This window comes from Dactylosporangium sp. NPDC049525, from assembly GCF_040676755.1.
In the GTDB taxonomy this organism is placed as follows: Bacteria; Actinomycetota; Actinomycetes; order Mycobacteriales; family Micromonosporaceae; genus Dactylosporangium.
This window is the reverse complement of the sequence record NZ_JBFAPO010000104.1, coordinates 1-25,842: the sequence shown is the minus strand read 5'-3', so window position 1 is coordinate 25,842 and position 25,842 is coordinate 1. Positions and strand designations below refer to the sequence as shown.

General features: G+C 71.7%; 22 protein-coding genes and 3 pseudogenes. 9 read left to right on the top strand and 16 right to left on the bottom strand.

Annotation, left to right across the window (positions count from 1 at the left end):
- Both AB0K00_RS55915 and AB0K00_RS55910 read right to left on the bottom strand, forming a co-directional pair.
- The coding region (locus tag AB0K00_RS55915) for an Hsp70 family protein (protein ID WP_363539534.1) at positions 1–1,439 on the bottom strand (1,439 nt) is incomplete at its 3' end.
- A 9-nt stretch (positions 1,440–1,448) separates the two neighbouring features.
- Positions 1,449–2,549, bottom strand: a complete 1,101-nt coding sequence (locus AB0K00_RS55910; protein WP_363539532.1) for a type III PLP-dependent enzyme — start codon at positions 2,547–2,549, stop codon at positions 1,449–1,451.
- 132 nt (positions 2,550–2,681) lie between these two features.
- Here AB0K00_RS55910 and AB0K00_RS55905 point away from each other — a divergent pair, with 132 nt between their 5' ends.
- The gene (locus tag AB0K00_RS55905; RefSeq protein WP_363539530.1) at positions 2,682–3,245 is read left to right on the top strand and encodes a hypothetical protein; all 564 of its coding nucleotides are present in this window, start codon (positions 2,682–2,684) and stop codon (positions 3,243–3,245) included.
- A 3-nt stretch (positions 3,246–3,248) separates the two neighbouring features.
- On the opposite strand, the gene AB0K00_RS55900 is transcribed toward AB0K00_RS55905, so the two are convergent.
- The 3 genes from AB0K00_RS55900 to AB0K00_RS55890 all read right to left on the bottom strand — a co-directional run bounded on the left by AB0K00_RS55900 (position 3,249) and on the right by AB0K00_RS55890 (position 6,147).
- On the bottom strand, positions 3,249–3,863 hold the full coding sequence (locus AB0K00_RS55900; RefSeq protein WP_363539528.1) for a GNAT family N-acetyltransferase: 615 nt from the start codon (positions 3,861–3,863) through the stop codon (positions 3,249–3,251).
- 37 nt (positions 3,864–3,900) lie between these two features.
- Complete coding sequence (locus AB0K00_RS55895) at positions 3,901–5,433, bottom strand: APC family permease (protein ID WP_363539526.1); 1,533 nt, start codon at positions 5,431–5,433, stop codon at positions 3,901–3,903.
- A 75-nt stretch (positions 5,434–5,508) separates the two neighbouring features.
- Positions 5,509–6,147 carry a GPP34 family phosphoprotein gene (locus AB0K00_RS55890; RefSeq protein ID WP_363539524.1) on the bottom strand — a complete coding sequence of 213 codons (639 nt, stop codon included), beginning with the start codon at positions 6,145–6,147 and terminating at the stop codon, positions 5,509–5,511.
- 166 nt (positions 6,148–6,313) lie between these two features.
- Between AB0K00_RS55890 and AB0K00_RS55885 the strand changes: the two genes are divergently transcribed.
- From AB0K00_RS55885 to AB0K00_RS55860, 6 genes are all read left to right on the top strand, one after another.
- The gene (locus tag AB0K00_RS55885) at positions 6,314–7,171 is read left to right on the top strand and encodes a helix-turn-helix transcriptional regulator (RefSeq protein ID WP_363539522.1); all 858 of its coding nucleotides are present in this window, start codon (positions 6,314–6,316) and stop codon (positions 7,169–7,171) included.
- Positions 7,172–7,228: 57 nt separating this feature from the next.
- Entirely contained in the window at positions 7,229–7,441 is a 213-nt protein-coding gene (locus AB0K00_RS55880; RefSeq protein ID WP_363539520.1) for a DUF397 domain-containing protein, read from the top strand.
- Between the two features lie 203 nt (positions 7,442–7,644).
- On the top strand, positions 7,645–8,013 hold the full coding sequence (locus tag AB0K00_RS55875; RefSeq protein ID WP_363539518.1) for a hypothetical protein: 369 nt from the start codon (positions 7,645–7,647) through the stop codon (positions 8,011–8,013).
- Positions 8,003–11,110 (top strand): caspase family protein, encoded by a 3,108-nt coding sequence (locus tag AB0K00_RS55870; protein ID WP_363539537.1) that lies wholly within the window; start codon positions 8,003–8,005, stop codon positions 11,108–11,110. Before AB0K00_RS55875 ends, AB0K00_RS55870 begins: the two co-directional genes overlap by 11 nt.
- Positions 11,111–11,207: 97 nt before the next feature.
- The gene (locus AB0K00_RS55865; RefSeq protein WP_363539516.1) at positions 11,208–11,711 is read left to right on the top strand and encodes a SigE family RNA polymerase sigma factor; all 504 of its coding nucleotides are present in this window, start codon (positions 11,208–11,210) and stop codon (positions 11,709–11,711) included.
- Positions 11,708–12,889, top strand: a complete 1,182-nt coding sequence (locus AB0K00_RS55860) for a hypothetical protein (RefSeq protein ID WP_363539514.1) — start codon at positions 11,708–11,710, stop codon at positions 12,887–12,889. The genes AB0K00_RS55865 and AB0K00_RS55860 overlap by 4 nt, the downstream gene beginning before the upstream one ends.
- A gap of 256 nt (positions 12,890–13,145) precedes the next feature.
- On the opposite strand, the gene AB0K00_RS55855 is transcribed toward AB0K00_RS55860, so the two are convergent.
- The 4 genes from AB0K00_RS55855 to AB0K00_RS55840 all read right to left on the bottom strand — a co-directional run bounded on the left by AB0K00_RS55855 (position 13,146) and on the right by AB0K00_RS55840 (position 15,861).
- Positions 13,146–14,147 (bottom strand): LacI family DNA-binding transcriptional regulator, encoded by a 1,002-nt coding sequence (locus AB0K00_RS55855; protein ID WP_363539512.1) that lies wholly within the window; start codon positions 14,145–14,147, stop codon positions 13,146–13,148.
- Between the two features lie 159 nt (positions 14,148–14,306).
- The gene (locus tag AB0K00_RS55850) at positions 14,307–14,519 is read right to left on the bottom strand and encodes a hypothetical protein (protein ID WP_363539510.1); all 213 of its coding nucleotides are present in this window, start codon (positions 14,517–14,519) and stop codon (positions 14,307–14,309) included.
- Between the two features lie 261 nt (positions 14,520–14,780).
- Complete coding sequence (locus AB0K00_RS55845; RefSeq protein ID WP_363539508.1) at positions 14,781–15,116, bottom strand: VOC family protein; 336 nt, start codon at positions 15,114–15,116, stop codon at positions 14,781–14,783.
- Positions 15,117–15,126: 10 nt separating this feature from the next.
- Positions 15,127–15,861: a class I SAM-dependent methyltransferase gene (locus AB0K00_RS55840; RefSeq protein ID WP_363539506.1), complete on the bottom strand. Its 735-nt coding sequence runs from the start codon at positions 15,859–15,861 to the stop codon at positions 15,127–15,129.
- An 89-nt stretch (positions 15,862–15,950) separates the two neighbouring features.
- Between AB0K00_RS55840 and ligA the strand changes: the two genes are divergently transcribed.
- Entirely contained in the window at positions 15,951–18,098 is a 2,148-nt protein-coding gene (gene ligA / locus AB0K00_RS55835) for an NAD-dependent DNA ligase LigA (RefSeq protein WP_363539504.1), read from the top strand.
- Between the two features lie 310 nt (positions 18,099–18,408).
- On the opposite strand, the pseudogene AB0K00_RS55830 reads toward ligA, so the two are convergent.
- A pseudogene (locus AB0K00_RS55830) lies at positions 18,409–18,636 on the bottom strand (transposase); the annotation flags it as partial.
- 28 nt (positions 18,637–18,664) lie between these two features.
- Between AB0K00_RS55830 and AB0K00_RS55825 the strand changes: the two are divergent.
- Positions 18,665–18,775: pseudogene (locus AB0K00_RS55825) on the top strand (integrase); the annotation flags it as partial.
- A gap of 4 nt (positions 18,776–18,779) precedes the next feature.
- On the opposite strand, the gene AB0K00_RS55820 reads toward AB0K00_RS55825, so the two are convergent.
- The 6 genes and pseudogenes from AB0K00_RS55820 to AB0K00_RS55795 form a co-directional block, all read right to left on the bottom strand.
- The gene (locus AB0K00_RS55820) at positions 18,780–19,103 is read right to left on the bottom strand and encodes a hypothetical protein (RefSeq protein ID WP_363539502.1); all 324 of its coding nucleotides are present in this window, start codon (positions 19,101–19,103) and stop codon (positions 18,780–18,782) included.
- A gap of 216 nt (positions 19,104–19,319) precedes the next feature.
- Positions 19,320–20,519, bottom strand: coding sequence for a pyridoxal-dependent decarboxylase (locus AB0K00_RS55815; protein ID WP_363539500.1), 1,200 nt, complete (start codon positions 20,517–20,519; stop codon positions 19,320–19,322).
- On the bottom strand, positions 20,516–21,349 hold the full coding sequence (locus AB0K00_RS55810; RefSeq protein ID WP_363539498.1) for a hypothetical protein: 834 nt from the start codon (positions 21,347–21,349) through the stop codon (positions 20,516–20,518). Before AB0K00_RS55810 ends, AB0K00_RS55815 begins: the two co-directional genes overlap by 4 nt.
- Positions 21,342–22,802: an APC family permease gene (locus tag AB0K00_RS55805; RefSeq protein ID WP_363539496.1), complete on the bottom strand. Its 1,461-nt coding sequence runs from the start codon at positions 22,800–22,802 to the stop codon at positions 21,342–21,344. Before AB0K00_RS55805 ends, AB0K00_RS55810 begins: the two co-directional genes overlap by 8 nt.
- A 415-nt stretch (positions 22,803–23,217) precedes the next feature.
- Entirely contained in the window at positions 23,218–25,413 is a 2,196-nt protein-coding gene (locus AB0K00_RS55800; protein ID WP_363539494.1) for a carbohydrate-binding protein, read from the bottom strand.
- 69 nt (positions 25,414–25,482) lie between these two features.
- Positions 25,483–25,842 (bottom strand): annotated as a pseudogene (locus AB0K00_RS55795) (coagulation factor 5/8 type domain-containing protein); the annotation flags it as partial.

Here is a 25,842-nt window from a genome sequence, read left to right as displayed (position 1 = left end):
GGTGCCGCAGCGGCACCATCCGAGCGCGGTGCCGCAGCGGCACCATCCGAGCGCGGTGCCGCGGCGGCACGGTCTGAGCGGGATGCGGTGGCGGCACGGTTCGAGCTGGGTGCCGCGGCGGGACGGACCGGACGGGTCTCCTGCCGCGCGGCGGGCGCGGCGACAGCCGGCGGCACCTTCGGGGGCGCGGCGGGGGCGGCCCGCGCAACCGGCGCCGGCTCCGGAGCGGGAGCAGGCTCCGGAGCGGGAGCAGGCACGGGAGCCTGAGCGGGCGCGGGAGCCTGAGCGGGCATCGCGGCGGGCATCGCAACGGGTGCCGAGAACGGTGCCGAGACCGGCGTCGCGGCAGGTGGCACGGCTGGTTGCCGGCCGATGGCCAGGACGCTGCCCTCGGCGACGACCAGTTCGGGCTGCTCGACGACGAGCGGTGGCACGCCGAGGATGCGGTGCAGCAGCGTCGCCACCAGCGGCATCCGGCTGGCGCCGCCCACGAGGAACACCCCGGCGGTGGTGGCCGCGTCCAGGCCGGCGCGCTGCAGGGTGATCCGGGTGAGGTCGGCGGTGCGGCGCAGCAGGACGGTGGCGAGCCGGTCGAGCTGCTCCCGGCCGAGCGTCACCTCGGTGTCCAGGCCGGCGAGGTACACGACCGTGCTGCCGCTGCGTGACAGCAGTTCCTTGGCGGTCTGCACGTCGTCCCAGAGCTGCCGGCGGGCGCGGCGGTCGGCGGCGGTCACGGGGTGCTCCAGCCGCTGCCATGCCTCGGCGTGCTCGGCCGCATGGACGGCGCCGAAGTAGCCGACGAGCGCGGCGTCGACGTCGAGCCCGCCGACGTCGCCGAGGCCGTCCGTGGCCACGATGGTGAAGCCGTCCGCCTCCCGCCGTACGACGCTGACGTCGAACGTGCCGGCGCCCAGGTCGTACACCACCAAGGACTGGCCGACCGAAACCGGGACACGGACCTGGTTGAGGAACGCGCACGCGGCCGCGATCGGCTCGGCGACGAGCTCGACGGACGTCAGCCCGGCCGCGTCCGCGGCGTCGAGCAGGATCCGGCGGCGATGCGGTCCCCACGCGGCGGGATGGGTCAGCGCGACGCGGTCCGGGGCCACCCCGCCGGTGGTGCGGTGCGCCTCCTCGACGACCCGGCGCAGCACCGCCGCGACCATGTCGGTCACCGGCACCTCGGTGTCGCCGAGCAGGACCACGTCGTGGTCGATGCCCCGCTTCGGGTTGGGTTCGTAGCGGGCGGGGTCGAGCCTGGCGCTGTGCACCGCGTCGCGGCCGACGACCAGGGTCCCCGCATGGTCGAGGTACACGGCGGAGCGCAGCAGCGGCGAGCCGTCGAAGAGCAGCGGTTTGACCGGGCCGTCAGGCCAGGCGAGCACCGCGACGGTGTTGGAGGTGCCGAAGTCGATGCCGAGGACGAAGCCCGAGCGCATCGCCAGATCCTAAGCGGTGGGCCGCCTCACGCAGCGGACCACCGGCGGGTCGAAACCGTTGAACGATGAGGCGTACACACTCGTGTAGGAGCCGGTGCTGCCGATGTACACCTCGTCGCCGGTGCGCAACCCGGCGGACAGCTCCACGTCGAACATGATGGTGTCCTGGCTGTCGCAGGTCGGCCCGGTGAGGTGGCAGCGTTCGCGGGTCGGGGCCGCCCGCGAGTCGGTGACGGGGAAGCGGAGCTGGTTGCCGGTCTCCAGGCTCTCCATCAGCCCGTTGAACGCGCCGACGTCGAGGTGGATCCAGCGCCGGCCGTGGCGCACGGCGGTGCCGATGACGGTGGCTCGCAGGGTGCCGGCCGTGGCGACCACGGCGCGGCCCGGCTCGATCACGACGGGGATCTCGTAGGGCAGTCCGGCCAGGCCAGTTGTGATCGCCGCCGCGTAATCCGACAAAGGTGGAACCATGCTTGTATAGCGGGCCGGGAAGCCTCCGCCGATGTTCACCATCTGAAGAAACACCTGCTCGGCGGCGAGCTTGTCCATCACCTGCGCGACCGCGCGCAGCGGCGCCCGCCAGGCTTGCGGCAGCAGCATCTGCGAGCCGACGTGGAAGGCCACGCCGAACGGGCGCAGACCCCGGTCCCGGGCGCTGAGCAGCAGGGCGGTTGCCGTGGCGACGTCGACGCCGAACTTGCCCTCGCTGGGCACGCCGCTGCGGATCTGGTGCGCGGCGAGCCGCACGTAGACAGCCGAGCCGGGGGCCGCGGCAGCGAGCTTGTCCAGCTCGTCCTCGGAGTCGAAAGCGAAGCGCCACAAGCCTTTGGCGTGCGCGCGGGCGATGTGACCGACCGGCTTGACCGGGTTGCTGAACAGCGTGTCCGCCGGGTCCACGCCGACGTCGGCGAGCAGGTCCAGCTCGGGGGCGGAGGCGACCTCGAAGCGGCAGCCGAGGCCGTGCAGCTCCGCGAGGATCTCCGGGTGTGGGTTGCACTTCATGGCGTAGTGCACGGTCAGCCCCGGAAGGCCCGCGATGAGGGCATGATACTCCTCCGCCACCCGATCGAGGTCGATGAGCAGCTCCGGCGTTTGGCGGCGGTGGTCCACCCGGCCTCCCCGTCCACTTGATCCTGCGTGGTCAGGATATTGCGCATCGTAACTTTTGTATTACCGTCAATGAACCATCTATCGAAATCCGCTGATCAATCAGTCCCGCCGACGCGGATCGGAGTGTTGGACATGAACGTCAAGACCGTCGACCAGGTGCTGGCCGAACTCCGGGACGAAGCATGGACGCTTTACTCGGAGGCGTTCGAGGATCTCAACGCCCTGGCAGTCCAGCGCCACTTGATGTACCGCAACGAGTTCGACGACGTGATGGGCGACCCCCGCATCCAGAAATATCTCTGCCTCGACGATGACGACACCCTGCGCGGCCTGGCCGTCTACACCAACGACCTGAGTTCCATGCCGTTGATCTCCCCGCAGTACTTCGAGCGGCGCTGGCCGCAGCACTACGCCGAGCGGCGCATCTGGTACTGCGGCTTCGTCGCCGTCCAGCGCGACGGCCGGGCCGCGACCGCGTTCGGGGAGCTCGTGACCGCGATGTACCTCGCGGCTGCCAGCCAGAACGGCCTGATCGCCCTGGACTTCTGCCGGCGCACGGACGAGGTCCGGCACATGTCCAGGGTGGTGCGGCTGATGCTGCACCGGCTCTCCGGCGACGTGCGGACGCACCGGCTCGACGAGCAGCAGTACTGGCTCTACGAGTTCCCGACCGGACCGGACCAGCAGGCCGCCTGAGGATCACGCATACGGAGGGCGCCACATCGGCCAGACCGGAGGGCCGTCCGGCAGCAGGATCGGCGGGCGGCTCTGGTAGCCGTGCCGCAGGTACAGCTCGCGGTTGCGGGGATCGTTGGCCTCCAGGTACGCCGGGAGGCCGGCCCGGTCCAACCGGCTGTGGTGCCGGGCGAGCATGGCGCTGCCGATGCCGAGGTTCTGCCGCTCCGGGCGCACCGCGACGAACGCCAGGTAGTGGTGAGGCACGATCGGATGCTCCTCCTCCAGCAGCGCGTCGAGCTGGCTGGCACGGTCGAACGCCGGGCCCGACGCCTCCTTCAGCCGCCGGTCGTAGTCGACCGGTGGCGGGATCGCCCGCGTCAGTGGGAACCACAGCGCCACACCGGAGAGCCGGCCGTCGATCGGGTCGACGGTCGCGTACACCTCACCGAACCGCACCGCGTGCTCGGCGAAGATGGCGAAGTACTCGGGGGCGTACTCGCGCCGGTCGTCGGCGTCGGGCGCCATCCACCGGGCGACCGGCCCGTCGCACATGGCGGCGGTCAGGACCTCGGTGATGTCGTCGGTGTCGACCGGTTCGATGTCGCGGACGACGACATCCTGAATGGCGTGCGTCATGACCATCCCCTCTCGGTGTCCACAGTGGAGGAATTCGTTACGAGTGGTGGGCGACGTCGGACGTGCGGGGCATCGAGTGCGACACCGGGAAGCTGGAGCTCTCGGGCAGGACCCGCTGCTCGGCGCCGCGGCCGATCCCGGCGTAGTACTCCGGCCGCGCGGCGCGCATGACCAGTGCCCAGAGGATGCCCACGAAGGCGAACACGGCGTACGCCACCGAGAACACCCAGTTGAAGATCGAGTTCGACTCGACCTGCAGCAGGTCGCCGAGCCCGATGATCGTCGCGGCGAGCACGATGCTGAGCAGCAGGAACGCCAGCAGCGGCGCGATCTGCGAGCGCCACACGTTCTCCCGCCGGCGGTGCCGGATGAAGAACGCGATGACCGCGGCGGACGCGCCCCACATGAGCATCAGCACGCCGAGGCCGCCGACCGTGGTGCCCCAGGCGAACAGGTAGATCAGCGCATCGGTCTTCGTCACCCAGTACACGATGAGCACCACCAGGGCGAGCAGGCTCTGGGTGATCGAGCCGAGGATCGGCGCCCCGGTGCGCGGGTGCGCCACACCCCACAACCGTGGCAGCACCCGCTCCCGGCCCAGGGCGAACTGGTAGCGGGCGACGGCCGCGTGGAACGCCAGGCTCGCGGCGAACACGCTGGTCAGGAACAGCACATACCCGACGTTGATGAACGCCTCGGGCACGTACGGCGTGACCAGCGCGAAGACCAGGTCGGTCTCCTCGGTCTTCGCGGCCTGCACGATGTTGCCGGCGCCGGTGTTCACCGACATCGCCCACGCCGAGACCCCGCAGAGCAGCCCCGGCAGCAGGACCGCCCAGTGCGTGGCCCGGGCGATGGTGCGTTTCGGGTCCTTCGCCTCCTCGGACAGCACCACGGTCGCCTCGAACCCGACGAAACCGGCGATCGCCAGCACCAGCATCGCCGCGACCTCCGGCGTCAGCAGCTGCGCCGGGGCGAGGGTCTCGGTGCTGACCTTGCCGCCGGCGGGGTGGGCGATCATGATCGCGTCGTAGATCAGCACGATGGTGATCTCGGCGGTGAGCAGCACGGCGAGGACCTTGCCGCTGAGGTCGACCCACAGCACGCCGAGCACCGCGACCAGGAACCAGCCGACCAGCGCGCAGACGAACCAGCTGGCCTTCACCCCGCTGGCCTCGAGGATGCCGGAGGCGACGACGCCGAGCAGCCCGAACAGGCCGATCTGCATCGCCGCGTACGCCGGCAGCGCGATGAACGCCGCCGCCACGCCGGTGACCCGGCCCAGCCCGTGGCTGATGTAGGAGTAGAACGCGCCGGAGTTGACGATGTGCCGGCTCATCGCCACGAACCCGACGGTGAAGATCGACAGGATCAAAGCCGCCACGAAGTACACCAGCGGCACCGCGGTGTTGCCCACCACGGCGTAGATCGTCGAGATGGCACCGAGGATCACGGTCAGCGGCGCCGCTCCCGCCACCCCGAAGAACACCACGGACGGCACGCCGAGGCGATTGCTGGCCAGGCCCCTGGTCACGATGTCCGGCCCGCTCGCGGTGGTGCTCCGCGCCATGTTCGGTCTCCTCACGCGGTCAGTTGTGCTGGTGCGCAACGCACCGCGGTGATAGTGGTGGCGGCCCACCGAAGGTCACCGACGACCGACGGCGAGCGCAGAGCCCACCGCGGCCTCGGTGTACTGGACGAGCTGCACGACGTCGTCCGGCAGGGACGCCATGATCGCCGGCAGCTGGCGCATGCATTCGCGCTGCTCCTGCACGCCGGCGAACACGTGCCGGGTCAGCCCGGTCGCGACGACGAGCGAGATGAGCGCCCGGTCGTGCACCCCCATCGAGCGGCGGTGCGCGAGCGCCTCGGACAGCCGGATCGACTCCCATGCGGCCGTGTTGCGTTGTTCGGCGCTCAGCGGCAGGTACAGCGTCTGCGCGCTGAGCAGCTTGCGCCGGGTCACCGGCTCGACCACGCCGGCCCGCAGCAGCCGCTCGCCGACCTGCTCCGTCGCGTCGGCGGCGAGGTACGCCAGCCACGTGCGGATCTCACGGTGTTGCGGCTGCGCGATCAGCAGGTCGAGCACCCTGTGCGCAAGCGAGTCGCCAGGCGGCTCCTGGCTGACGACATACAGGTCGCCGGTCATGGCGCGCAGCCGCCCGTACAGCATCAGTTCACCGAGAAGGGCAGCGGCAAGGCCGAGGCCCGCCGCTCGGGGGTGCAGCCGTGAACGGCCAGTTCGATCGTCGTGGGCAATCAGGTAATAGCTGTTTGCAAGCATCGCGACCACGCTCCCTCGAGGGTCCCTCGAGCACATCAGCGACAGACCAGCAGGCACATGTGCTGGCTTCGATGTCCCCGAGCATCATGTACCCAACACGGCGCGTAGTGCAACGAGTACTAGACTCGGGGTATGCGCAACAGGCAAATTGCATAGGATCATTGCCGTGGACATTGACGCCGCCAAGGACGAGGGGCCTACGCTTCGCCGCCGTCGACTCGCTGCAGAACTGAAGAAAAGTCGCGAAGAAGCCGGATTCACGCAGGAATCCGTGTCCCGGCACTTCGAGTGGCACTCGGCCAAGGTCACCAGAATTGAGAATGCCCGCGTGCCGGTCACCGCCCGGGACGTCAACGATCTCCTGACCCTCTACGGGGTCCGGGACATGGCCTACCGCGAGGCGCTGATCGCGCTCGCCCGGCAGGGCAAGCAGCGCACCTGGTGGACCGACTACCGCGACGTCATGCGCCCGGGGAACTTCGTGGGCATGGAGGCCGACGCGTCGATCACCCGCGTCTGGGAGCCGATCGTGCTGCCCGGCCTGCTGCAGTCCGAGGCGTACATGCGGGCGCTGATCGGCACCGGCCGCCGGCACGACCCCAAGGAGACGATCGAACGTCGGGTCTCGCTGCGCAGGATGCGTCAGGCGCGCCTGACCGCGCCGACTCCGCTGCAGCTGGTGGCCCTCATCGACGAGTCGGTGATCCACCGCGTCGTCGGCGGTCCGTCAGTGATGCAGGAGCAACGTCACAAGCTCATCGAGGTGGCGGCACTGCCCAACGTGTCGATGCGGATCGTGCCGTACAGCGCCGGCGAGCACCCGTTCATGGGTGGCTCCGTCGCACTGCTCGAGTTTCCCGACGTCGCCCACTTGGATGTCGTATACCTGGAGGGTCTTGCCGGGGACTACTACGAGGAGCAGCCTGCGGAGGTCAAGCGTTATCGCGACGAGCTCGAACGACTGAGGAGCAGAGCTCTCAGCGAGTCGTCGTCGATCACCTTGATCGAAACCCTGCTCGGCTGAGCTGTCCGCGCCACCTCAGCCGTAAGCCCATGCGCAAATGGAGAGGAGGTGTGCAATTTGTCTGCACAATTCACTGCTACCAGCTGGCACAAAAGCAGTCGCAGCAACGGCAACGGCGGCAACAACTGCGTGGAAGTCGCAGTCGTTGAGTCCGCTGTCGGTGTCCGCGACAGCAAGAATCCGGACGGAGCCGTATTGCGGTTCAGCCCGGCGGCTTGGGAGTCGTTTGTAACCGACACCAAGCTCGGCGTTTTCGATGTGACCAACTGATGCTTTTCCCGGTTACCTCAAATCCCGTACATCATTGATCCGCGTCTGGGCTGGTGCAGGAATGCATCAGCCCACCGCGAAGATACTGGCCGATGTTATTACCGACCGCGCGACGGCGCCACCACCGCCTTTCGCAGTATCTGTAACGGCACCCTCACCCATTGATCTCCAGGAGGTGCTTGAATCGCCGGGTGCGCCTGTCCGTGACCACGCCATCCGTGTCCGATGCCCACGCCGTGCAGGGCCTGCACGGCTGGCTGGTCCGCTCGGCCGACCTCGACGCGGACATCACCCAGGCCAGCTCCGCCACGGGGCACATGGGCGCCCTGGACGTCATCGACGTCGTGCTGACGCACGCGGTGGCGGCGGCGAACCTGGTGATCGCCTACACGGCCTGGCGGCGCGCCCGGCCGGACGCGCCGCCGATCACGTTCACCGTCAACGGGGTCACGGTGACCGCGGCGGACGCCTCGCCGGAGACGGTGGAGCGCATCCGCGCCACCCTGCTCGCCGCATTGCCACGTCCGCCCGCGCCTTCGCCTTCGCCTTCGCCGGGTGACGATGCTGCCTGATCCGTTGGCGTCGCGGGCGGTTCTGGTCGGCGCCGGCACGTTCAGCGCACTGGAGCCGCTGCCCGCGGTCCCCAACAACGTGCGGCACCTCGCGGACCTGCTCACCGACCCGGCCGTCTGGGGCCTGCCCGAGTCGCACTGCACCGTCGTGACCGACCCCGGCTCCGCCGACGACGTGCTCGACGCCCTGCACGACGCCGGCCGGGACGCCCGCGACGCGCTGCTGTTCTACTACGCCGGGCACGGGCTCATGGAGGCGGACACCTTCGACCTGTACCTGACGCTCCCCCGCACCACGCCGTCGCCGATCCACGGGGCCGTCCGGTTCGAGGACGTCCGCCGTCTCATCGCCGGCGCCCGCCGCTGCCGCTCCAAGGTCGTGCTCCTCGACTGCTGCTACAGCGGCCTCGCCCTGTCCGGCGCGATGGGTGACCCGGCGTCCGTCGCCGACCGCGTCGTGGTCAACAACAGCTACGTGATGACCGCCGCCGCCGAGACCGCGCTCGCTTACGCCCCACCCGACGAGGAGTTCACCGCCTTCACCGGCGAGCTGGTCAAGGTGCTGCGCGAGGGCCTGCCGAACGGCGCCGACGAACTGGAGATGGAGGCGGTGTACTGGCAGCTGGCGGCCGAGCTGTCCGCGAAGCGCCGCCCGATGCCGCAGGCCCGGGCCCGAAACGACGGCCACGCCATCGCGATCGCCCGCAACCGCGCCACCCAGTCCCCGCCGGCGTCCGCGCGCCCGGGGCCGCCGCCGGTCGCGTACACCACCGCCGGCCGCGGACTGAACCCGTCCCGGCTCGTCGCGCTGCTGGGCGACCTGCCGGCCGGGGTCACGGCCACCGAGGTCCTCGTCGCCGCCGGCGCGACCCGGCCGACCCAGGAGGTCGCGGCGCTGGCGTACACCATGCGCGCCGACGCCTCGTCCCGCTCCGTGCTGCTCGACGCGGCCGCGCGGCGGGCCCCGCAGCACGTCGCGGCGCTCGTCGTCGACCTCGACGAGCTCGGCCTTGCCCCGGTCGCCGACGAGGTCATCCGGTCCGCCGCCACCGGTGACGGCCGCCGCGTCGTCACCCTCGGGCCGCTGCTCGGCGAGCGGCTGGCCCTGCTGCTCGACGCCGCCGTGCAGGACCGGATCGGCCGCCCGGCCGCGATGATCGCTCTGATCGGCGCGCTGTGGACGTCGGACCTGCGCCCGGCGACCGAGGCCGCCCTCGACCGGGTCAGCTCCTCCATGCCACCGGCGGACGCGGCCGCGCTCGCCGACGCGCTGCGCGACGGTGGCCATGAGGAGGCGGCGTTCCACCTGTACGAGGTCGCCACCGACGCCGTCGTCCTGCGCCCACCGGCCGCCGTGATCGACCTGGCCGCAGCCATGCACCGGGCCGGCCACGAGCGGCAGTGCCGCGACCTGGTCACCCGGGCCGTCGAGGCGTGCACCGCCGCCGATGCCCCGGCCGAGGCCGCTGCCGAGGCTCTCGAGGCGTTGCGGCTCACCGGCCTCGACGCGGAGGCCGAGCGCGCGACGGTGCTGCTCGCCGGCCGCCTGCCGGACCCCGACCTGCTCGCCCTCGCCGACCTGCTCCGGGCCGGCGCCACTCCCGACGGCGCCCTGACGCTGCTGCGGCAGGCCGCCACCGGCCGGCCCGTCGCGAGCACCATCGCGTACCTGGTCCACCTGCACGAGGCGGGCCGTCCCATCGACGCGAACCGGCTGCTGGAACAGCAGTCGGCCGCGCTGTCCGGCACGGACCTCGCCGCGGTCGCCGTGGCCGCCGCGCTCGCCGGGCCGGACGTGGTGGTCCGCAGGATCCTCGACGCCACGGCCGGCGGCGACCCGGACCGGGTCGCCGCCCTCGCCGCCGCGCTGCACCACCCCGCCGGCCCGCCGGACGCCGACGCCACCGCCGGCGGCGAACCGGACCGGGTCGCCGACCTCGCCGCTGGGCTGCACCGCCCCGCCGGCCCGCCGGACCGGGTCGCCGACCTCGCCGCTGGGCTGCACCGCTCCGCTGGCCCGCCCGAGGCCGACGCCACCCGCGCCCGCCTCGCCGAGCACCTCGACGCCGCGGTGCTGCGCGGCGCCGTGCCCACCGTCGCGGCCGTGGCCGGCCGGCTGGTGCGGCGCGACGCGCTCGGGCCGGCCGAGGCGCTGCTGCGGGCCAAGCTGCCGACCCTGTTCGCCGATCCGATCTCGGCGTTGCCCGCGGCAGTGCGGCGACGCGGCGCCACCCCGTCCGAGGTTGCCACGGCCACGGTCGCCGAACTGGCCGTGGCCCTGCTGTGCATCGACGCGCAGGCCGACGCCGACGAGACCGTGACCACTGTCCGGGACCTCGGTCCGGCGTTCCGGTGGGCGCTCGCCGACCGCCTCGTCGCCGGCCCGCCCGCCGCGGCGACCCGTATCCTGGGCCGGTTGCAGCCGCAGACCCGCTCCGAGTGCCATCTCGACTATGCGACCGTCGCCGCCACCCAGCGGATGCCCGAACTCGCCGGCACCTTCCGGATGATCAAGGACACGTTTCCCGGGCACGTCCTGTTCGACTTCCTCGCCCGGGCCGGCGCCCAGGCTTCGGTCAACGACCTGCTCGGCCTGCTCGACGTCCTGCTGACACTGCCCGACGGTGAGCAGCACGCCAGGCCTCTGCTGCAGGCGCTCACCCCGCCCGGCGCGTACGTCGTCGCCAGCGACCTGGTGCAGCGGCATCCCCAGCTCGTGCGGCTGCTGCCGTTCGAGGTGTACGGGCCGGCACCGTCCCCGGCCGACGTCGCCGCGCAACGGTTCGTCCGCGATCGGTTCGGCAACTGGCCGGCCGGGGACCGCGCTACCGAGGACGCCTGGCGACGCGCCGCCATGGAACCGGAGGAACACCTGTTGGTCATCCACCTGATCGGCCACACCGCCGCCGTCGCGTTCACCGATCGGGCGGTGCTCCACCCCAACGCGGGCCGCTTCTCCTACACGGATCTTCCGGACCTGTCCCGTCTGGAGAGGACGAACCTCCGGGAGCTCGGGCCGCTGCTGCACGAGATCGTCGGGGCGATCACCGCCGTGACCGCATTCCCGCTCGACCAGCAGCGCCCGCCGCAGCGGTGAACCGGCGCCGCCCGAGAAAATAGTCGCGGCGGCAGTCAACCCCGCGCTGCCCGGGTGACATCAGTCTGGTGGAACGTCCACGGAAGGGACCCACCACGTGCGGCCGGATCGGGAACATGACTTCAGCCAGTACGCGCAGGCGCGGATACCGCGGCTGCAGCGCGTGGCGTACCAGCTGCTCGGCGACCGGGACAAGGCCGACGACGCGGTGCAGAACACCCTGACGGTGCTGTACCAGCGGTGGAACCGGATGCATGACGTGCAGAACCTCGACGCGTACGTGCACACGATGCTGGTGCGGTCCTGCCTGAACGACCGGCGGCGCTGGTGGGCGAAGGTGCAGCTGTGGGAGACGACCCCGGACCTGCCGGTCGCCGCCGGGGAGCCGCTCGTCGAGCAGCGGATGGTGCTGCGGGCCGCGCTGCGGCGGCTGCCGGAGGGGCAGCGCACGGTGCTCGTGCTGCGGTTCCTGTGCGACCTGCCGGTCGCCGAGGTCGCGCGGCTGATGAACCGGTCGGAGGGGACCGTGAAGCGGCAGACGTTCACCGGGCTGGGGAACCTGCGCAGGATGCTCGACGAGCGAGCGAGGAGCGAGGCATGACCGAGAACCCGTTCCTGATCCTGACCGACGAGCCGGTGCCGGACAGCCGGGTCCGGGTCGACGACGTCGTCGCCGCCGGCCGGGCCCGGGTGCGGCGGCGGCGTGGCGTCGTCGCCGGGGCGTGCGCGGCGCTGGTCGTCCTCGTCACCCTGGCCGGGGTCGCGGCCGCGGTCCGCCCGCCGCACCGCGAACCCGCGAATCCCGATCCGACGCCGGTGCCGTCGGTCAGCGCGCACCCGTCGGGGTGCACGGTCGCGGCGGTGGACGTCGGCGGCGAGTTCGGTGCCACGTACACGGATCCGAGCGGCCGGTACATCGTGTACACCCGCGCACCCGATCCCGGGCGGCTGGTCCTGTACCGCGACGGCGCCGTCGTCCGGCAGTACACCAGCGGCGAACGGTTCCACACCGCGGCGCTGAACACGGCCGGGACCGTGGTCGGCAGCCTGGGCAAGGACGCCTTCCGGACCACCGACGCCGGCACTGTCGTCACTCTGCCCCGGCCGGCCGGTGCGCTGGGGGTGTCGGCGTCCGGCATCAACGCGGCCGGTGACATCGTCGGCGAGGCGTCGATGCCCGGCAAGAAGTTCCGCGCGGTCCTGTGGCGGCACACCGCTCCTGACGTGCCGGTGCTGCTGCCGACGCCGTCCGGCACGTCGTCGTCGGCCGACGGGATCACCGACGACGGGCGCGTCGTGGGCAACCTGGACCAGGGGGCGGTCCCGTATCTGTGGAACGCTGACGGCACCGGGGTGGCGTTGCCGACGCCGCCGGGCATGCCGGGTGGCGTCCCGCTGGAGATCGCCGGCGACTGGGTCACCGGCCTGGTCAACTACCTGTCCATGAAGGATTTCGACCCGGCGACCGGCCGGCGGACGGGGCCGGGCAACCCGAAGCCGGCCCGCTGGCATCTGTCCGCCGGCACGGTCGAGGTCCTTGACGCCAGGGACGTCTTCAACGGTTCGGGGCACATCGCGGCCGACGGGACGATGGTGATCGACCGGTTCACCGACGCGGCCCTCTGGAGCGGTGGGGCGCTGACACCGTTGCCGGCACCGCCCGGGTACGGGCGCCTCGAGATCACGTCGATCAGCGCCGACGGCAGGGTCCTCGGGGGTGCGGCCATCAAGGAGAGTATTGGCTCGATCGAACCGTTCCGCTGGGACTGCCGCCGCTGACCGGGCGGCCTGGTGTGTTCTGTGGACGGAGCGGCCGGTCGCGGCCGTCCGCGGCCGCGTGCTTGTCGCGGCCGTCAGGCCGCGGCGCGGCCGGCCGCGGCCGCGGGTTTGTCGCGGCCGCAGGTCGCGGCTGCGCAACTGTCCGCGGAGGTGGCAGGGAAGGCCGTCAAGGCCTGACCGGTGGCTGACGGGAGCGGCGGGCCGTGCCCCCGACGGACCGGAGCCATGCTCTTGGTTTTGCTTTTGCGCTTGGTTTTCAGGCTTTCGGCGCGGCGGTGCTGCGGCGCAGGACCAGGGTGGGTGCGACGTGCGGGTCGGGCTCGGGGCGGTCGGGGCCTTCCGGGAGGTCGGCCTCGATGGCGCGGAGCAGGGCGGCGATGCAGCGGCGGCCGACCTCGTCGAAGTCCTGGCGGATCGTGGTCAGCGGCGGCGACAGGAACTCCGCCTCCGGGATGTCGTCGAAGCCGACGATGCTGACGTCGTCGGGGACGCGGATGCCGTGCTCGTGGAAGGCGCGCATCATGCCGAGGGCCATCTGGTCGTTGCCGGCGAAGACGGCGGTGACGTCGCCGCGGCGGGCGAGCTCGAGGCCGGCCTGGTAGCCGGAGCGGGCGGACCAGTCGCCGGTCATGAGCGGCGGGGCGGGCAGTCCGGCCTCTTCGAGGGTGCCGCGCCAGCCTTCGATGCGGCCGTGGGTCTCCAGCCAGTCGCGGGGGCCGGACAGGTGCCAGACCTTGCGGTGGCCGAGGCCCAGCAGGTGCTGGACGGCGAGGCGGGCGCCGGTGACCTGGTCGACGGAGATCGCGGGGATCTCACCGCCGACGTTGGACTCGACGGCGACGGCGGCGACGCCGAGCGGGAGGCTGTGCAGGGCCGCGGCGGCCGCGGTCTGCGGGGCGATGACGACGACGCCGGCGACGGACTGGTCGGCGAGCGCCTCCAGGGCGGCGACCATGCCGCTGTGGTCGAGCTGCTCGAGGGTGACGATGCTGACGCCGTAGCCGGCGGCGCGGGCGGCGCGCTCGATGCCCAGCAGCGTCGAGGCGGGGCCGTAGAGGATCGTGTCGAAGCTGACGACGCCGATCACGCGGGAACGCCGGCCGGCGAGGCCGCGGGCCATCGCGTTGGGGCGGTAGTTGAGCTGCCGGACCGCCTCCAGGACCCGCTCACGCGTGGCGGGACTGACGCTGGGATGCTGGTTCAGCACCCGGGACACGGTCTGGTGGGACACGCCGGCGAGTCGCGCGACGTCGTTCATGACCGCTGCCCGGCCCTGGCTCGTAGGACGCATCGCCCTCCCCCCATGTTGATGTTAGCGCTGCCACGATATGCCGTACCGGGCGGTACGCCGTGCCCCGGGGCCGGGAATGGCCGTTCGGATGACCCTGCGACATCGGACGGCCGGTCGGCGGTCTGCTCACCCGGCAGGTCGCAGGGCCTCGGACACACGTCGCAGGTCGTCCGGGTCGAGCGCGGCGCGGCTGAACGGGTTGCGGGCACTCACATAACCGTCGCTGATCCAGGTGCCGTCGACCGGCCGCCACCGGGCGGGTTCGAAAAGGCGTGTGCCGTGCACGAGCGTCCCGGCGGCGGCCCGTACCGGCTGCGACCGGCGGTCCGGGCCGCCCACGACCGACAGCGCCTCGGCGAACCACGCGGCCGCCTCCGCGCCGGCGTCCTCGTCGCCCAGGCAGGGCGCCAGGAGCAGCAGCCGGTGCGCGATTGCCGCCCGGTCCGGCTGGCGGCGCCAGCCAGAAGTCGACGCTGCACTCCTGGTCGGGGACCCATACGCAGTCCGGGTCGAGGGCCATCAGGGCGTCGGTGCGGTGGACGACGAGTATGACCCCGCCGCCGGGCAGCGGAACCGTGCAGGTTCATGGGATCGGGCGCGCTATTCGACGCAGAACTCGTTGCCTTCGGGGTCCGCCATGACGGTGAGCTCGTCGCCCGCGTGCAGGACCGTGGCGCCGAGCGCCTCGAGCCGGGCGACCTCCTCGGCCACGGTGCCGGGCGCCCGCAGGTCGAAGTGCATGCGGTTCTTCGCCGTCTTGCCCTCCGGAACGCGGGCGAACCAGATGTTCGGCCCGCCCCAGCCGGCCGCCTCGACGAACGCCTTGTCCGATGTGGACTCCTCGTCGACGTCGCTGCCCAGCGCCGCGGCCCAGAACCGGGCCAGCACCAACGCGTCCGCGCTGTCGAACGTCACCGACTTGATGTAGGCAGGCATGGGCCGCACCCTACTCCCGGGTGCGGTAGACGCTGATGTGGTTTCGGCTGTCCGTGGTGTACGGCGAGCGCGTCCAATCCGCGTACCTCGCCTCGAGGTGCAGGCCGGCCGCGGCGGCAAGTTCGTCGATCTGCTCCGGCCACAGGTACCGCATCGCGAACGGCGCCAGGTGGACGCCACCCGCGTCGAACGTGATGGTCTGGCGGACGAAGCGCTGGGCGGCACGGTCGTACTGGTGCAGGCGGATCGACGCGGAGTCCTCCGTCACCGAGCGCATCTGCACCTGCTCGTCCCGGTCAAAGGCGGCAGGGTCCGGCACGAACGCCTCGACGACGAACGCGCCGCCGGGCCGCAGCACCCGGGCGATGTTGTGGAAGCAGTCGGCCTGCCGGTCCGCCTTGTCGAGGTTGAACAGGGTGTTGAAGACGAGGAACACGAGGCTGTACGGGCCTTCGACCGGCACGTCGGCCATGTCGCCGACGGTGACCGGGATGGTGTCGCCGCCGGGTTTGCCGCGCAGGACCGCCACCATCTCCGGGGCGCCCTCGATCCCTTCGACGGCGATGCCGCGGGCCGCCAGGGGCAGCGCGACCCGCCCGGTGCCGATGGCGAGCTCCAGCACCGGCCCGGCCCCGGCCACCTCGGCCAGGAACTGGACGGCCTGTGACGGGTCGGGCAGCGACGGGTTGTCGTACGTGGACGCCCACAACTTGCCGAAGTGCCCCGGATCGTCAAAAACCGACATCGATCAAGTCTAAACGGGGCGGTGGCGTGCTGCTCAGAATTGTCGTACCCGCTGACTAGGCTGCTGTCATTGCCGGAAAGGGGATGGTCGTGGACGCCGTCGTGCAGGGAGCTGGGACAGGTCTGGTGGTCGACGCCGCGCGGGCGGAGCCGTTCGCGAGCGTCGAGGAATACCAGGCCGCCGTCGGCGAGGTCCGGCAGGCCGCCGCCGCCTACTACAGCGGTCCCGACCTCGCCATGGACGACGCCGTCTACGACGCGTTGCTGGCGCGGGTCGCGGCGACCGAGGCGGCGCAGCCCGACTGGAAGACCGACGAGTCCCCGACCGAGGTCGTCGGCGCCGGCGGCGGGGTCGTCGGCGACGTCGTGCACAGCACGCCGATGCTCAGCCTGGACAACGTGTTCGACGAGGACACGCTGCGCAAGTGGGCGGCGCGACTGGAGCGGATCCTGGGCCGCCCCGCCGGCGGGTTCACCGTGGAGCCGAAGATCGACGGGCTGGCGATCGCCGCCCGCTATGTTGACGGCCGCCTCGTGCAGGTCGCGACCCGCGGCGACGGCCGCGCCGGTGAGGACGTCACCGGGCAGGCCCGGCGCGCGGTGGGGCTGCCCGAGCGGCTCGCCGAGCCGGTGTCCCTGGAGGTGCGCGGCGAGGTGTTCATGACCGACGGCGACTTCGAGCAGGCCAACGTGCTGCGCACCGGCAGCGGCGAGCCCGCGTTCGCCCATCCGCGCAGCGCCGCCGCCGGCACGCTGCGCGCGCAGGACCGCACCTATGACGCGCCGCTGTCGTTCTTCGCGTATTCGGTCCACCGCGAGTCCTTCGCCACCGTCGCCCACTCCGACGCGATGGCGGAGCTGGAGCGGCTCGGGATCGCCACGACCGGCGGTTCCGTCGCCGGGACACCCGTGTGCGGCACCATCGAGGAGGTCCTCGCCGCCGTGCACGTGCTCAGTGCGAGCCGGGGCACGCTCGGGTTCGGCATCGACGGCGCGGTCATCAAGGCGGACCAGCCGGCCGACCGGGACGCCGCGGGCTCGTCGAGCCGGGCGCCGCGGTGGGGCGTGGCGTTCAAGTTCCCGGCTGACACCCGCACGACCCGGCTGCTGCAGATCGAGGTGCAGATCGGCCGGACCGGCGTGATCACCCCGGTCGCGGTGCTGGAAGCCGTCCAGATCAGCGGCGTCACCGTCACGTCCGCGACGCTGCACAACTTCGACGACCTGGTCCGGCGCAACGTGCGCCCCGGCGACGTCGTGTTCGTCCGCCGCGCCGGCGACGTGATCCCCGAGGTCACCGGCGCGAAGCTCGACGAGCGCCCGGCGGACTCGGTGCCGTTCGAGCCGCCGGCCCGGTGCCCCCGCTGCGACGGCGAGATCGACCGCAGCCAGAAGCGCTGGCGGTGCACCCGCGGCCGGGCCTGCGGCGCGCACGAGTCGCTCGCCTACTACGCCGCCCGGCACTCGATGGACATCGAAGGGCTCGGCGGGAAGATCATCGACCTGGTCGTCGCCGCCGGTCTGGTCACCGACCCCGCCGACCTGTATGACCTGGACGTGCCGACGGTCGCCGGCCTCGACCGGATGGGCGAGCTGTCCGCCACGAAGCTCGTCGCCGGCATCCAGGCGTCCAAGGCGCAGCCGCTCGCCCGGGTCCTGACCGGCCTGGGCGTGCGGATGACGGGCCGGTCGATGTCGCGCCGGCTGGCCCGCCACTTCGGCACCATGCAGGCCCTGCTGGACGCGTCCGTCGAGGACCTGCAGCAGGTCGAGGGCGTCGGCCCGGAGCGCGCCGTGACCATCGCCGCGGAGCTGGTCGACCTGGCCCCGGTCATCGCGAAGCTGGTCGACCGTGGCGTCAACATGTCCGAGCCCGACCTGCCCCCGCCCGCCGTCGCCGCCACCGACGCGGGCGACGGCACCGGCGACGCCCCTGCCGCCACCGTCGCCCCGCCGCTGCGCCGGCCCGACGGCACCCCCATGACGGTCGTCGTCACCGGCTCGGTGCCCGGCCTCACCCGCGACGAGGGCAACGAGGCCGTCGAGCGCCTCGGCGGCAAGTCCTCCGGCTCCGTCTCGAAGCGCACCGACCTGGTCGTCGTCGGCGACGGCGCCGGCTCCAAGGCCGAGAAGGCCGAACAGCTCGGCATCCGCATCCTGCCAGCGGAGCAGTTCGCCGCGCTGCTGCAGGCATATGCCGCCGGAGACGAGGCCACCATCACCGAGATCCTCGCCTGACGCCCTCTGCCCGTGGCTGCCAGACCGGCGGGCAGCCTGGCCGCTGCGGGCGATGGGTAGCGTGGTTGCCGGTCCGTGCCGTGTCGAGGGCGTCGTTCGGTGGTGCCACGCTGTCGCTGGCTTCAGAACGAGCACGATCATCCAGGTCGCGACGCGGCTCCACACCTCATGTTTGATCATGGGGTGGGGCATGCGCCCGCCCCACGCGGTGGCCGGGTGTCGGACTCCCTCTGGCAAGCGCATGTTCGTGGCGAAACGGACCTGCCTCTGTGGCGTCTCCCCGCATGATCGGTGATTCCCGCCGCCGGGCAGCGCGGATCGCCGCCACGAGGCCGCGGGTGGGCGTCGGACACTGAGGACACCCGTGACAGGCCGCGGGCCGTCAGTGAGCGCAGGAACGCTCGCTGGCGCCATCCTCGTCACTGGCGACGTCCAGGCCGGGGACTTCCCGGCCGCCGTCTGCGTTCGCGCCGGCCGCGACCAGGGCGTGCACGTTGACGATCCGGCCGCGCTCACGCACCTTCGCCACCAGGGCGTCCCTGCGTCGGGCCGTGGTCGTGCTCGCCAACGCCAACGCCCGCCACCCCGACGTCCTGGCCGCACAACGCCGCGAACGCGCCCGCATCCGCATCCGCATCCGCATCCGCTGGGGTGGGCGGCCCCTCGTCGTCGCGGCCCGGCCTACCGCGCGGCTCGCAGCGCCGCCGCGACCTGGACGACATCCAGATCGACGACGACCTCCGCACCGTCCCGCACGCCGCGCTCGCTGACCGCCAAGCCGATCAAGGCCAGTTCGGCGGCATCGTCACGCAGTTCGTACTCTTCGCGACGCTCTTCACCGATCCCGCCCAGTTCATCGCGATTCCAAGCGGCGACGGCCAACTCGGCCAGAGACCGAGGCAACCGCACACTGATCCGACTGACCTGGAGATCGAGACAAGCACCGATCGTCTCCAGCACGGTCCGATCCTGCTGATATCGCACGTATTGCTCGCGGTCTTCCACGAGCCGAGGCTACTCAGGCTCTAGCCAGTGAGTTGATCGCGAGTAACAAGGGCGCAGTACTCAAGCAACTGTCAGGAATTGGTCAGCGGCGGATGCGGGGGCGCCGGCTTGTTAGGTTCTGAGGCACGGGGGTCTGATGGTCGGCGCGGCGGCGGGTGCATCCCGCTGGGACCACCGCCTCCGCAGCACGGCAGCCGCCGCGCCGGTCATGAGGAGTCAGCAGGCCAGCGTCGTCGGGGACGAGATGGCGCCGGTGAGGGCGTGGGCGAGGTCGGCGACGAAGCGGTCGATGAGTTCGCGGGTCTTACCGGGCATGCAGACGACGTGGGCGTTGCCCTGTTCGTCGGTGGCGAGCGGCCAGCGGTCCAGCAGGTGCTGCGGTGGGCGGGGGAAGACGACGGTGAAGGCGTGCTCCTGGGCGCGCCACGCGGGCCAGCCGATCCCGTGCAGCTGCCGTTCGGTGTAGCCGGCGAGGTCCCGGGCGGCGATCGCGCGGCCGCGCAGGCCCGGCAGGCCCCAGTAGCGCAGCAGGTACCACAGCCACAGCGGGGCGTGGCCGGAGCGGGAGCCGGTGATGGTGCTGTCCGGGGCGGCGGTGTAGGTGATGCTGCCTCGGCCGGTGTGGCGGTCGGCGAGGGCGACGACGATGCCGCAGGGGAACGGGGTGGCGAGAAACTTGTGGCCGCTGACGGCGAAGGAGTGCACGCCGTCGGCGAAGGTGAATCCTGGGCGGCTGAGCGGGTCGCACAGGGCGAGCGGGATGCCGGCGAGGGCGGCGTCGGCGTGGATCCAGCGCTGTTCGGGGTCGACGCCGGCGAGGGCGAGGGCCTCGTCGATGAGGGCGGCGTCGTCGACGGCCTCGGTCATGGTGGTGCCGATGGTGGCGATGACGACGGCGCCCGCGCCGCGGCGACGGCGGCGGTGTTCGGCGACCGCGGCGCGCAGGACGTCGTAGCGGATCTCGCCGCGGTCGTCGGCGGGGATGAGGTACAGGCGCAGGCCGAGCAGCTCGGCGTTCTTGGCGACGCTGTAATGAGCGGCGGTGGAGGCGAACACCGCCGCCCCGGGCAGGTGCTGGCGCGCCTGCCACAGGGCCCACAGGGTGCTTTCGGTGCTGCCGGTCGTGACGTACCCGTGCCGGTTGTCCAGTGGTGCGTCGACGAGGTCGGCCACGAACTGGACGACCTCGTGCTCGACGACCTTCGTGTGCAGCCGGTAGGAGCCGCCGGCCGCGTACGGGTGCCCGACATTGTTGAGCAGCAGCCGCTCGAAGCGGGACACGGCCGTCATGTCGGGCAGGTCGGTGGCGCCGGGGAAGCCGAGGTCGTAGGTGGCGTGCCGGGTCAGGTCGGCGTGCAGCTGGTCCAGCCGGCCGAGAAAGGTCGGGTCCTCCGGGAAGGGCTCCCCGGCGCTCATCGCGGCTGTGACCTGACGTCGACGATGCGGCCCAGCTCGCTCATCCAGCGCCAGACGTGATACGTCGGGTCGTGCGGTTCGATCTCGGCGAGGGATGGGTTCCACCGCCATTGCATGCTCGGCACGCCGTAGTGGGTGTTGGCGTCGTCGACGGAGCTTTCCACGGTCAGGCCGTTGAACTGTTTGCGGCCGCCGCGGTCCAGCAGGAGCCGGGTGCCGTCGATGAGGCGGGCGAAACAGCGGCCTGGCAGGTCGAACTCGTTGGCGGCGTGGCGTTGCGCGTCGTCCCAGGAGCCGTACGGGGTGTCCAGGGTGCAGACGCCGACGCCGACGAACACCGCCGCGGCCGACATCGGGTCGCACTTGTTGGCCATCATGGTCCGCGGATCGAACTGCGGGTCGGACTGGTAGCCCTCGTGGGCGTGCCGGGCCAGGCCGTAGAGCAGCATCGGCAGCTCGTTGGCCTCGTCGTCGGCGAGGAAGATGCGGGTCGCGGTGCGCAGCTGCTGCAGGACCGGTACACCACGCTCCAGGTAGAACAGGGCGATGCCGTGCGGGCTGAGCGGGTCGCGCCGGCGGCGTTCCCAGACGTGGCGGGTGTGCAGGACGGAGAAGCGGCGCAGCCGGGACACGACCTCACCGCGGAACGCCGCGGTGACGTCGGCCTCGGGGTTGCCGTCGGTCTTGGGGCGCGGGCCTTCCGGCGGCACCGCACGCAGGTGCCGGGTGTCGGGCTCGTCCGAAGGGGTGGCGGCCCGGCGGTGCGAGGAGGGCCGCCCGATGCGGTCCTGGGCACCCAGGTCGGCCACCACCTGGTCGGGCTCAAACATCGAGGTCCTTCAGCCGGCGGTCCAGGACCCGCAGCGGGTCCGGTCTGCCCTTGCCGACTTCCGCGAGGAGTGGCGCGCGGCGGGACCGCAGCAGCAGCGCCCACAGCGCCCCTACCAGGACGGTGATGATCACCGAGGCGGGGATGACGGCCTGCAGGATCGAGTCGCCGGCGATGCCCAGCAGCGAGGACAGGTTCGCGACCGTGACGAGCAGGATGCCGGCGCCGGCGATGACGCCCAGGGTCGGCAGGACGGTGCTGACCATGAGGCCTTCGCGGCTGCCGCCGCCGCGCCGGTAGTACCGGATGCTGCCGGCCGAGATGAGCAACAGCATCAGCAGGATGCCGACGGCGCCGGCCGCGGACAGCCAGGTGAACAGCACGGTGATCGGGTCGGCGCCGAGGATGACGAACAGCCCGACGACGACGAGGGCGGTCGCGCTCTGCAGGATCGACCCACCGGTGGGGGCGCCCTCGGCCTGGCCGCCGGAGCCGGTCCGGGCCAGCCACGCGGGCAGGACGCCCTCGCGGGCCATCCCGAACGCATACCGGGCGAGCACGTTGTGGAACGACAGCATCGCGACGAAGACGCTGGTGACGAGCAGCATCGTGGCGAGCAGGCTCAGGCCGCTGCCGTACCACTCGTCGAGGACCGTGAACGGCAGGCCCGCGTTGGGGTCGGCGGCGACCGAGGCGATCCGGTCCGCGCCGACGGTGGCGGCGAGGGCCCACGCGGACAGGCCGTAGAACACCGGCATGAAGATCAGCGCGGCGATCGTGGCGCGGGTGATGCTGCGGCTGGTGCGGACCTCCTCGCTGTACGCGGGGGCCGTGTCGAAGCCGATGAAGGCGGCGATGCCGAGGGCGAGGGCGCCACCGATGCCGGGTGCCCAGAGGCCGGTCATGCTGATCGGCTCGACGCTGATGCTGCCGCCGGCGGGGTGCGCGAACGCGGCGAGGTCGAACAGGGCGATGACGACCAGCTCGACGCACAGCACCGAGCCGACGACGAACGCGGACAGCGACACGTGCAGCAGGCCGCAGATCGCGACCGCGAGCCAGAGCACGCCGGCCCACACGACCCAGTTGCCGCCGAGCAGGTCGGCGAGGGTGGCGCCGACCAGGCCGTACAGGCTCATCTGGATGCATGAGTAGAAGACCAGGGCGAGGGCGCCGCCGATGATGCCGGCGGTCGGTCCGAAGCCGTGGGCGAGCAGGGCATAGGCGGGGGCGGCGTGCGGCACGTTGCGGGCCATCGACACGTACCCGACGGCCAGCAGCGCGAGCGCGATGCCGAGCAGCGGGAACGTCAGGGGTGTGGCGATCATCCCGGTCGAGGCGTAGGTGGCGACGATACCGCCGGCCAGGACCGCCATCGGGGAGCTCGCGCCGATCTGGAACAACCAGACGCCGCCGCCGGACATCTGCCGTCGGGTGAGCCCGTATCCCGTCATCGCGCACCACCACGGATGCTGCGGAAACATGACGGCACGGACATGGGCCGAGGGGAAGGACGCATCGCGGCGCGTTCTCCGATTCTGAAGTTGGCCGGTCCGTCGTGGACCGGAGTGCTCTGTGTGATCATTACCGCAGCGCAGTGTATAGGCGGAAGTCACTCACCGCCGACCCTCGAAAATTTCACGGGCACCGATCGCTCGTTCGGTCCCGAAGGCCCTAGAACAGGCACTGGGTGGCGGCGTGAGCCCTACCGGCCAGCTCACGGGCCGGGTTGGATGCCGCAGAATTTACCGGCGCGTGTTCGGCTCGTAACCTGCCTCGGTCCTCAGGTTCAGAAGTCGGCGGCCGAGGTCCACAACTGGCGACGCCCCACCGGTTCCTGCGAACCGATGGGGCGTGCCGCGGTGACCGCTACGCGGTGAGGCGCAGATAGTCGACGTTGAATCCGCCGGTCTCGCAGTACAAGGTCAGTTGCTGGTCGCCGGCGGCGACGGTGACCGGGACGTGAACCGACTGGTAGGCGCCCCACCCGCCGGTGTCGGGCACCGAGGCGGTGGCCAGCACCGCGCCGGTCGAGGAGCGCAGCGAGATCGCGCCGGTCGCGGGTGCGCCGGAGCCGTTCGCCACGCGGAGCTCGACGTCGTAGGTGCCGGCCGTGGCGACGTCGAGGCGGTAGGCGAGCCAGTTGCCGGCCGACGTCCACCCGACGTTGCGGCCGCCGCTGGCGGCGGGGTTGTTCTCGACGAAGTTCGGCCCGCCGTCGGTCCAGCCGTGCTGCGCCACGTACGCCTCGGCCTCGATCTTCTCCCCCACCGGCGCGCCGTGCGGCTGGACGGTGACGCGGACGGTGGCCCGGTCGCTGGCGCGGCCGTCGGTGACCGTGACGGCCAGGTCGAAGGCGCCGGGGACGGTCGGGTGCAGCGTGACGGCGCCGGTGGCCGCGTCGACCGTGACGCCGTCGGGCAGGTCGGTCGCGTAGTAGGCCAGGGCGTCGCGGTCCGCGTCGGTGGCGCGCAGCTGGAGGGAAACGGTGCTGTACTGGTCGACCGCGATCGACGAAGGAGCGTGCAGGACCGGGGCGTGGTTGCGGCCGCGGGGCAGGTCGGCGTTCCAGCGGAACGTGGCGTAGGCGTGCGCGGGCACCGTCGCCACGAACGACTTCCCGGCGAGCACGACCCGCACGGTGCGGTCGACGTCGAGCGCGTTGCCGATCACCGCGACGTAGCCGTCCTGGCGGTCGCGGTACACGACGTTGCCGATGCCGCCGGCGGTGCCGCTGGACTCGACCCGGACGTGGTCGGGCCCGAGGTACCGGGCGAACTGCCCGAGCTGGTAGAGCTCGTCGCGGACCGTGAAGGTGCGGGCCGTGGTGTCGACCTTGACGAGCCGGTCCGGCCATTTCGTGGTGCGGGCGACCTCGTCCCAGTCGACGTTGTTGTCGCGGGCGGGGGTCCAGTGCAGGGTGCCGCCGTCCTGGTCGGTCGCCTGCGCCCACAGGATGTAGGAGGACGCGTCGAGGCGGAAGTCGGCCAGGACCGTGGCCGGCGACAGGTCGCTGGTCTCGGTGAGGTGCACCGGCTTGCCGGTCTGCTCGTAGGCGTCGCGCATGACGGTGGGGTCGCCCCAGTAGGGGTGGAACGCGATCGCGTCCGCCGCGCGCGCCGCCGCCGGGTCGTTCAGGACGCGGTAGTAGTTCTTGGTGGCGGTGCTGTTCGGGTCGCGCCAGTCCCAGAAGTTGAAGTCGTGGATGTAGAGGTCCACGTCGAGGCGGGCCCGGCGCAGCTCCCGGTCGATCGCGACGGAGAGTTTCTGCTGCTGCTCGACGCTGATGCCCATGGCCGGGTAGACGACGTCCATGCCGGGCTCGTTGAGCAGCGTGAGCGCGTCGACGTGGATGCCGAGCCGGGCGTACGCCTGCACGTACTTGACGTAGTAGCGGGCGAACACGTCGATGCGGTCGTCGCGCAGCTTGCCGACCTGGTAGTGCTCGGTCGTGCTGCCGGGCTTGAGGGCGACCTCGCCGAGGAAGCGGTTGTTGGTCTTCATCCAGGCCGGCGCGCTCCACGCCGAGGCGAGGAACGTCGCGCGGGGGTTGTACTTCTGGATCAGCTTGATGGTGTCGACGATGTGCAGGTCGATGTCGCGCTGGATGCTGAAGTACCGCAGGTCGGGGTCCTCGGTGACGCCGGCGGGCAGGTCGTCGTAGGACCAGAACGGCAGGTGCTCGATGAGGTCGGGGCTGCCGATGGTGAGCCGGAAGCGGTCCAGGCCGGCGCCGGTGCGAGGGTCGACGAGGAGCCGGACCGCGTCCTCCCGCTGCGCAGGGGTCAGCTTCCACAGGTTGGACACGGACGTCTCGTCGATCGAGAAGCCGATGCCGGTGTACGCCTGCCGCGTCCGGCTCGGGTCGACGACGACAGTGGCGTCGGTCTTGACGCCCGAGCCGGCGCCGACGCGGGTGTCCGGCAGCGGCTGCCAGTGGGCGGCGCCGGTCGAGTAGGTGCCCGTGACGAGGGCCCCGGGCCGGGCCGCGGTCGCGGCGGTCGGGGCCGCGAGGGTGCCGGCGGTGACGAGCGCGACGGTCGCCGCGGAGATGGATCGCCTCACGGCGCCTCCTGAGGTTCAGCGGTGCGGCGCCGCCGCAAGCGGCGCCGCACCGATCGGAAGGGGTGCTGACTACGGGCCGCTCACCAGGTAGGTGACCTGGTTGCCGCTGTTGACGGTCCCGCCGGTGTTGTTGATGACGCGGGAGATGGTGCCGGTGCCGCCCAGGGAGACGGTGACCATGTTGTGGAACTTGACGTTCGGCGTGACCGGGACCTCGAACGAGTGCCCGAGCACGACGCTGGGGTTGACGTTGAAGTAGCAGTAGCTGCCGAGGCCCCAAGCTTCGTGGCTGGTGACGCCGGCGCCGACCTTGTAGGCGGCCCAGCCTTGTGCGCCGCCGCCGGAGGTCCAGGAGGCTTGGTTGGGCACGTCGTAGGGGATTTCGTTCTGGTAGAAGTAGGTGCGGCCGCCGTTGCCGTTCCAGATGGT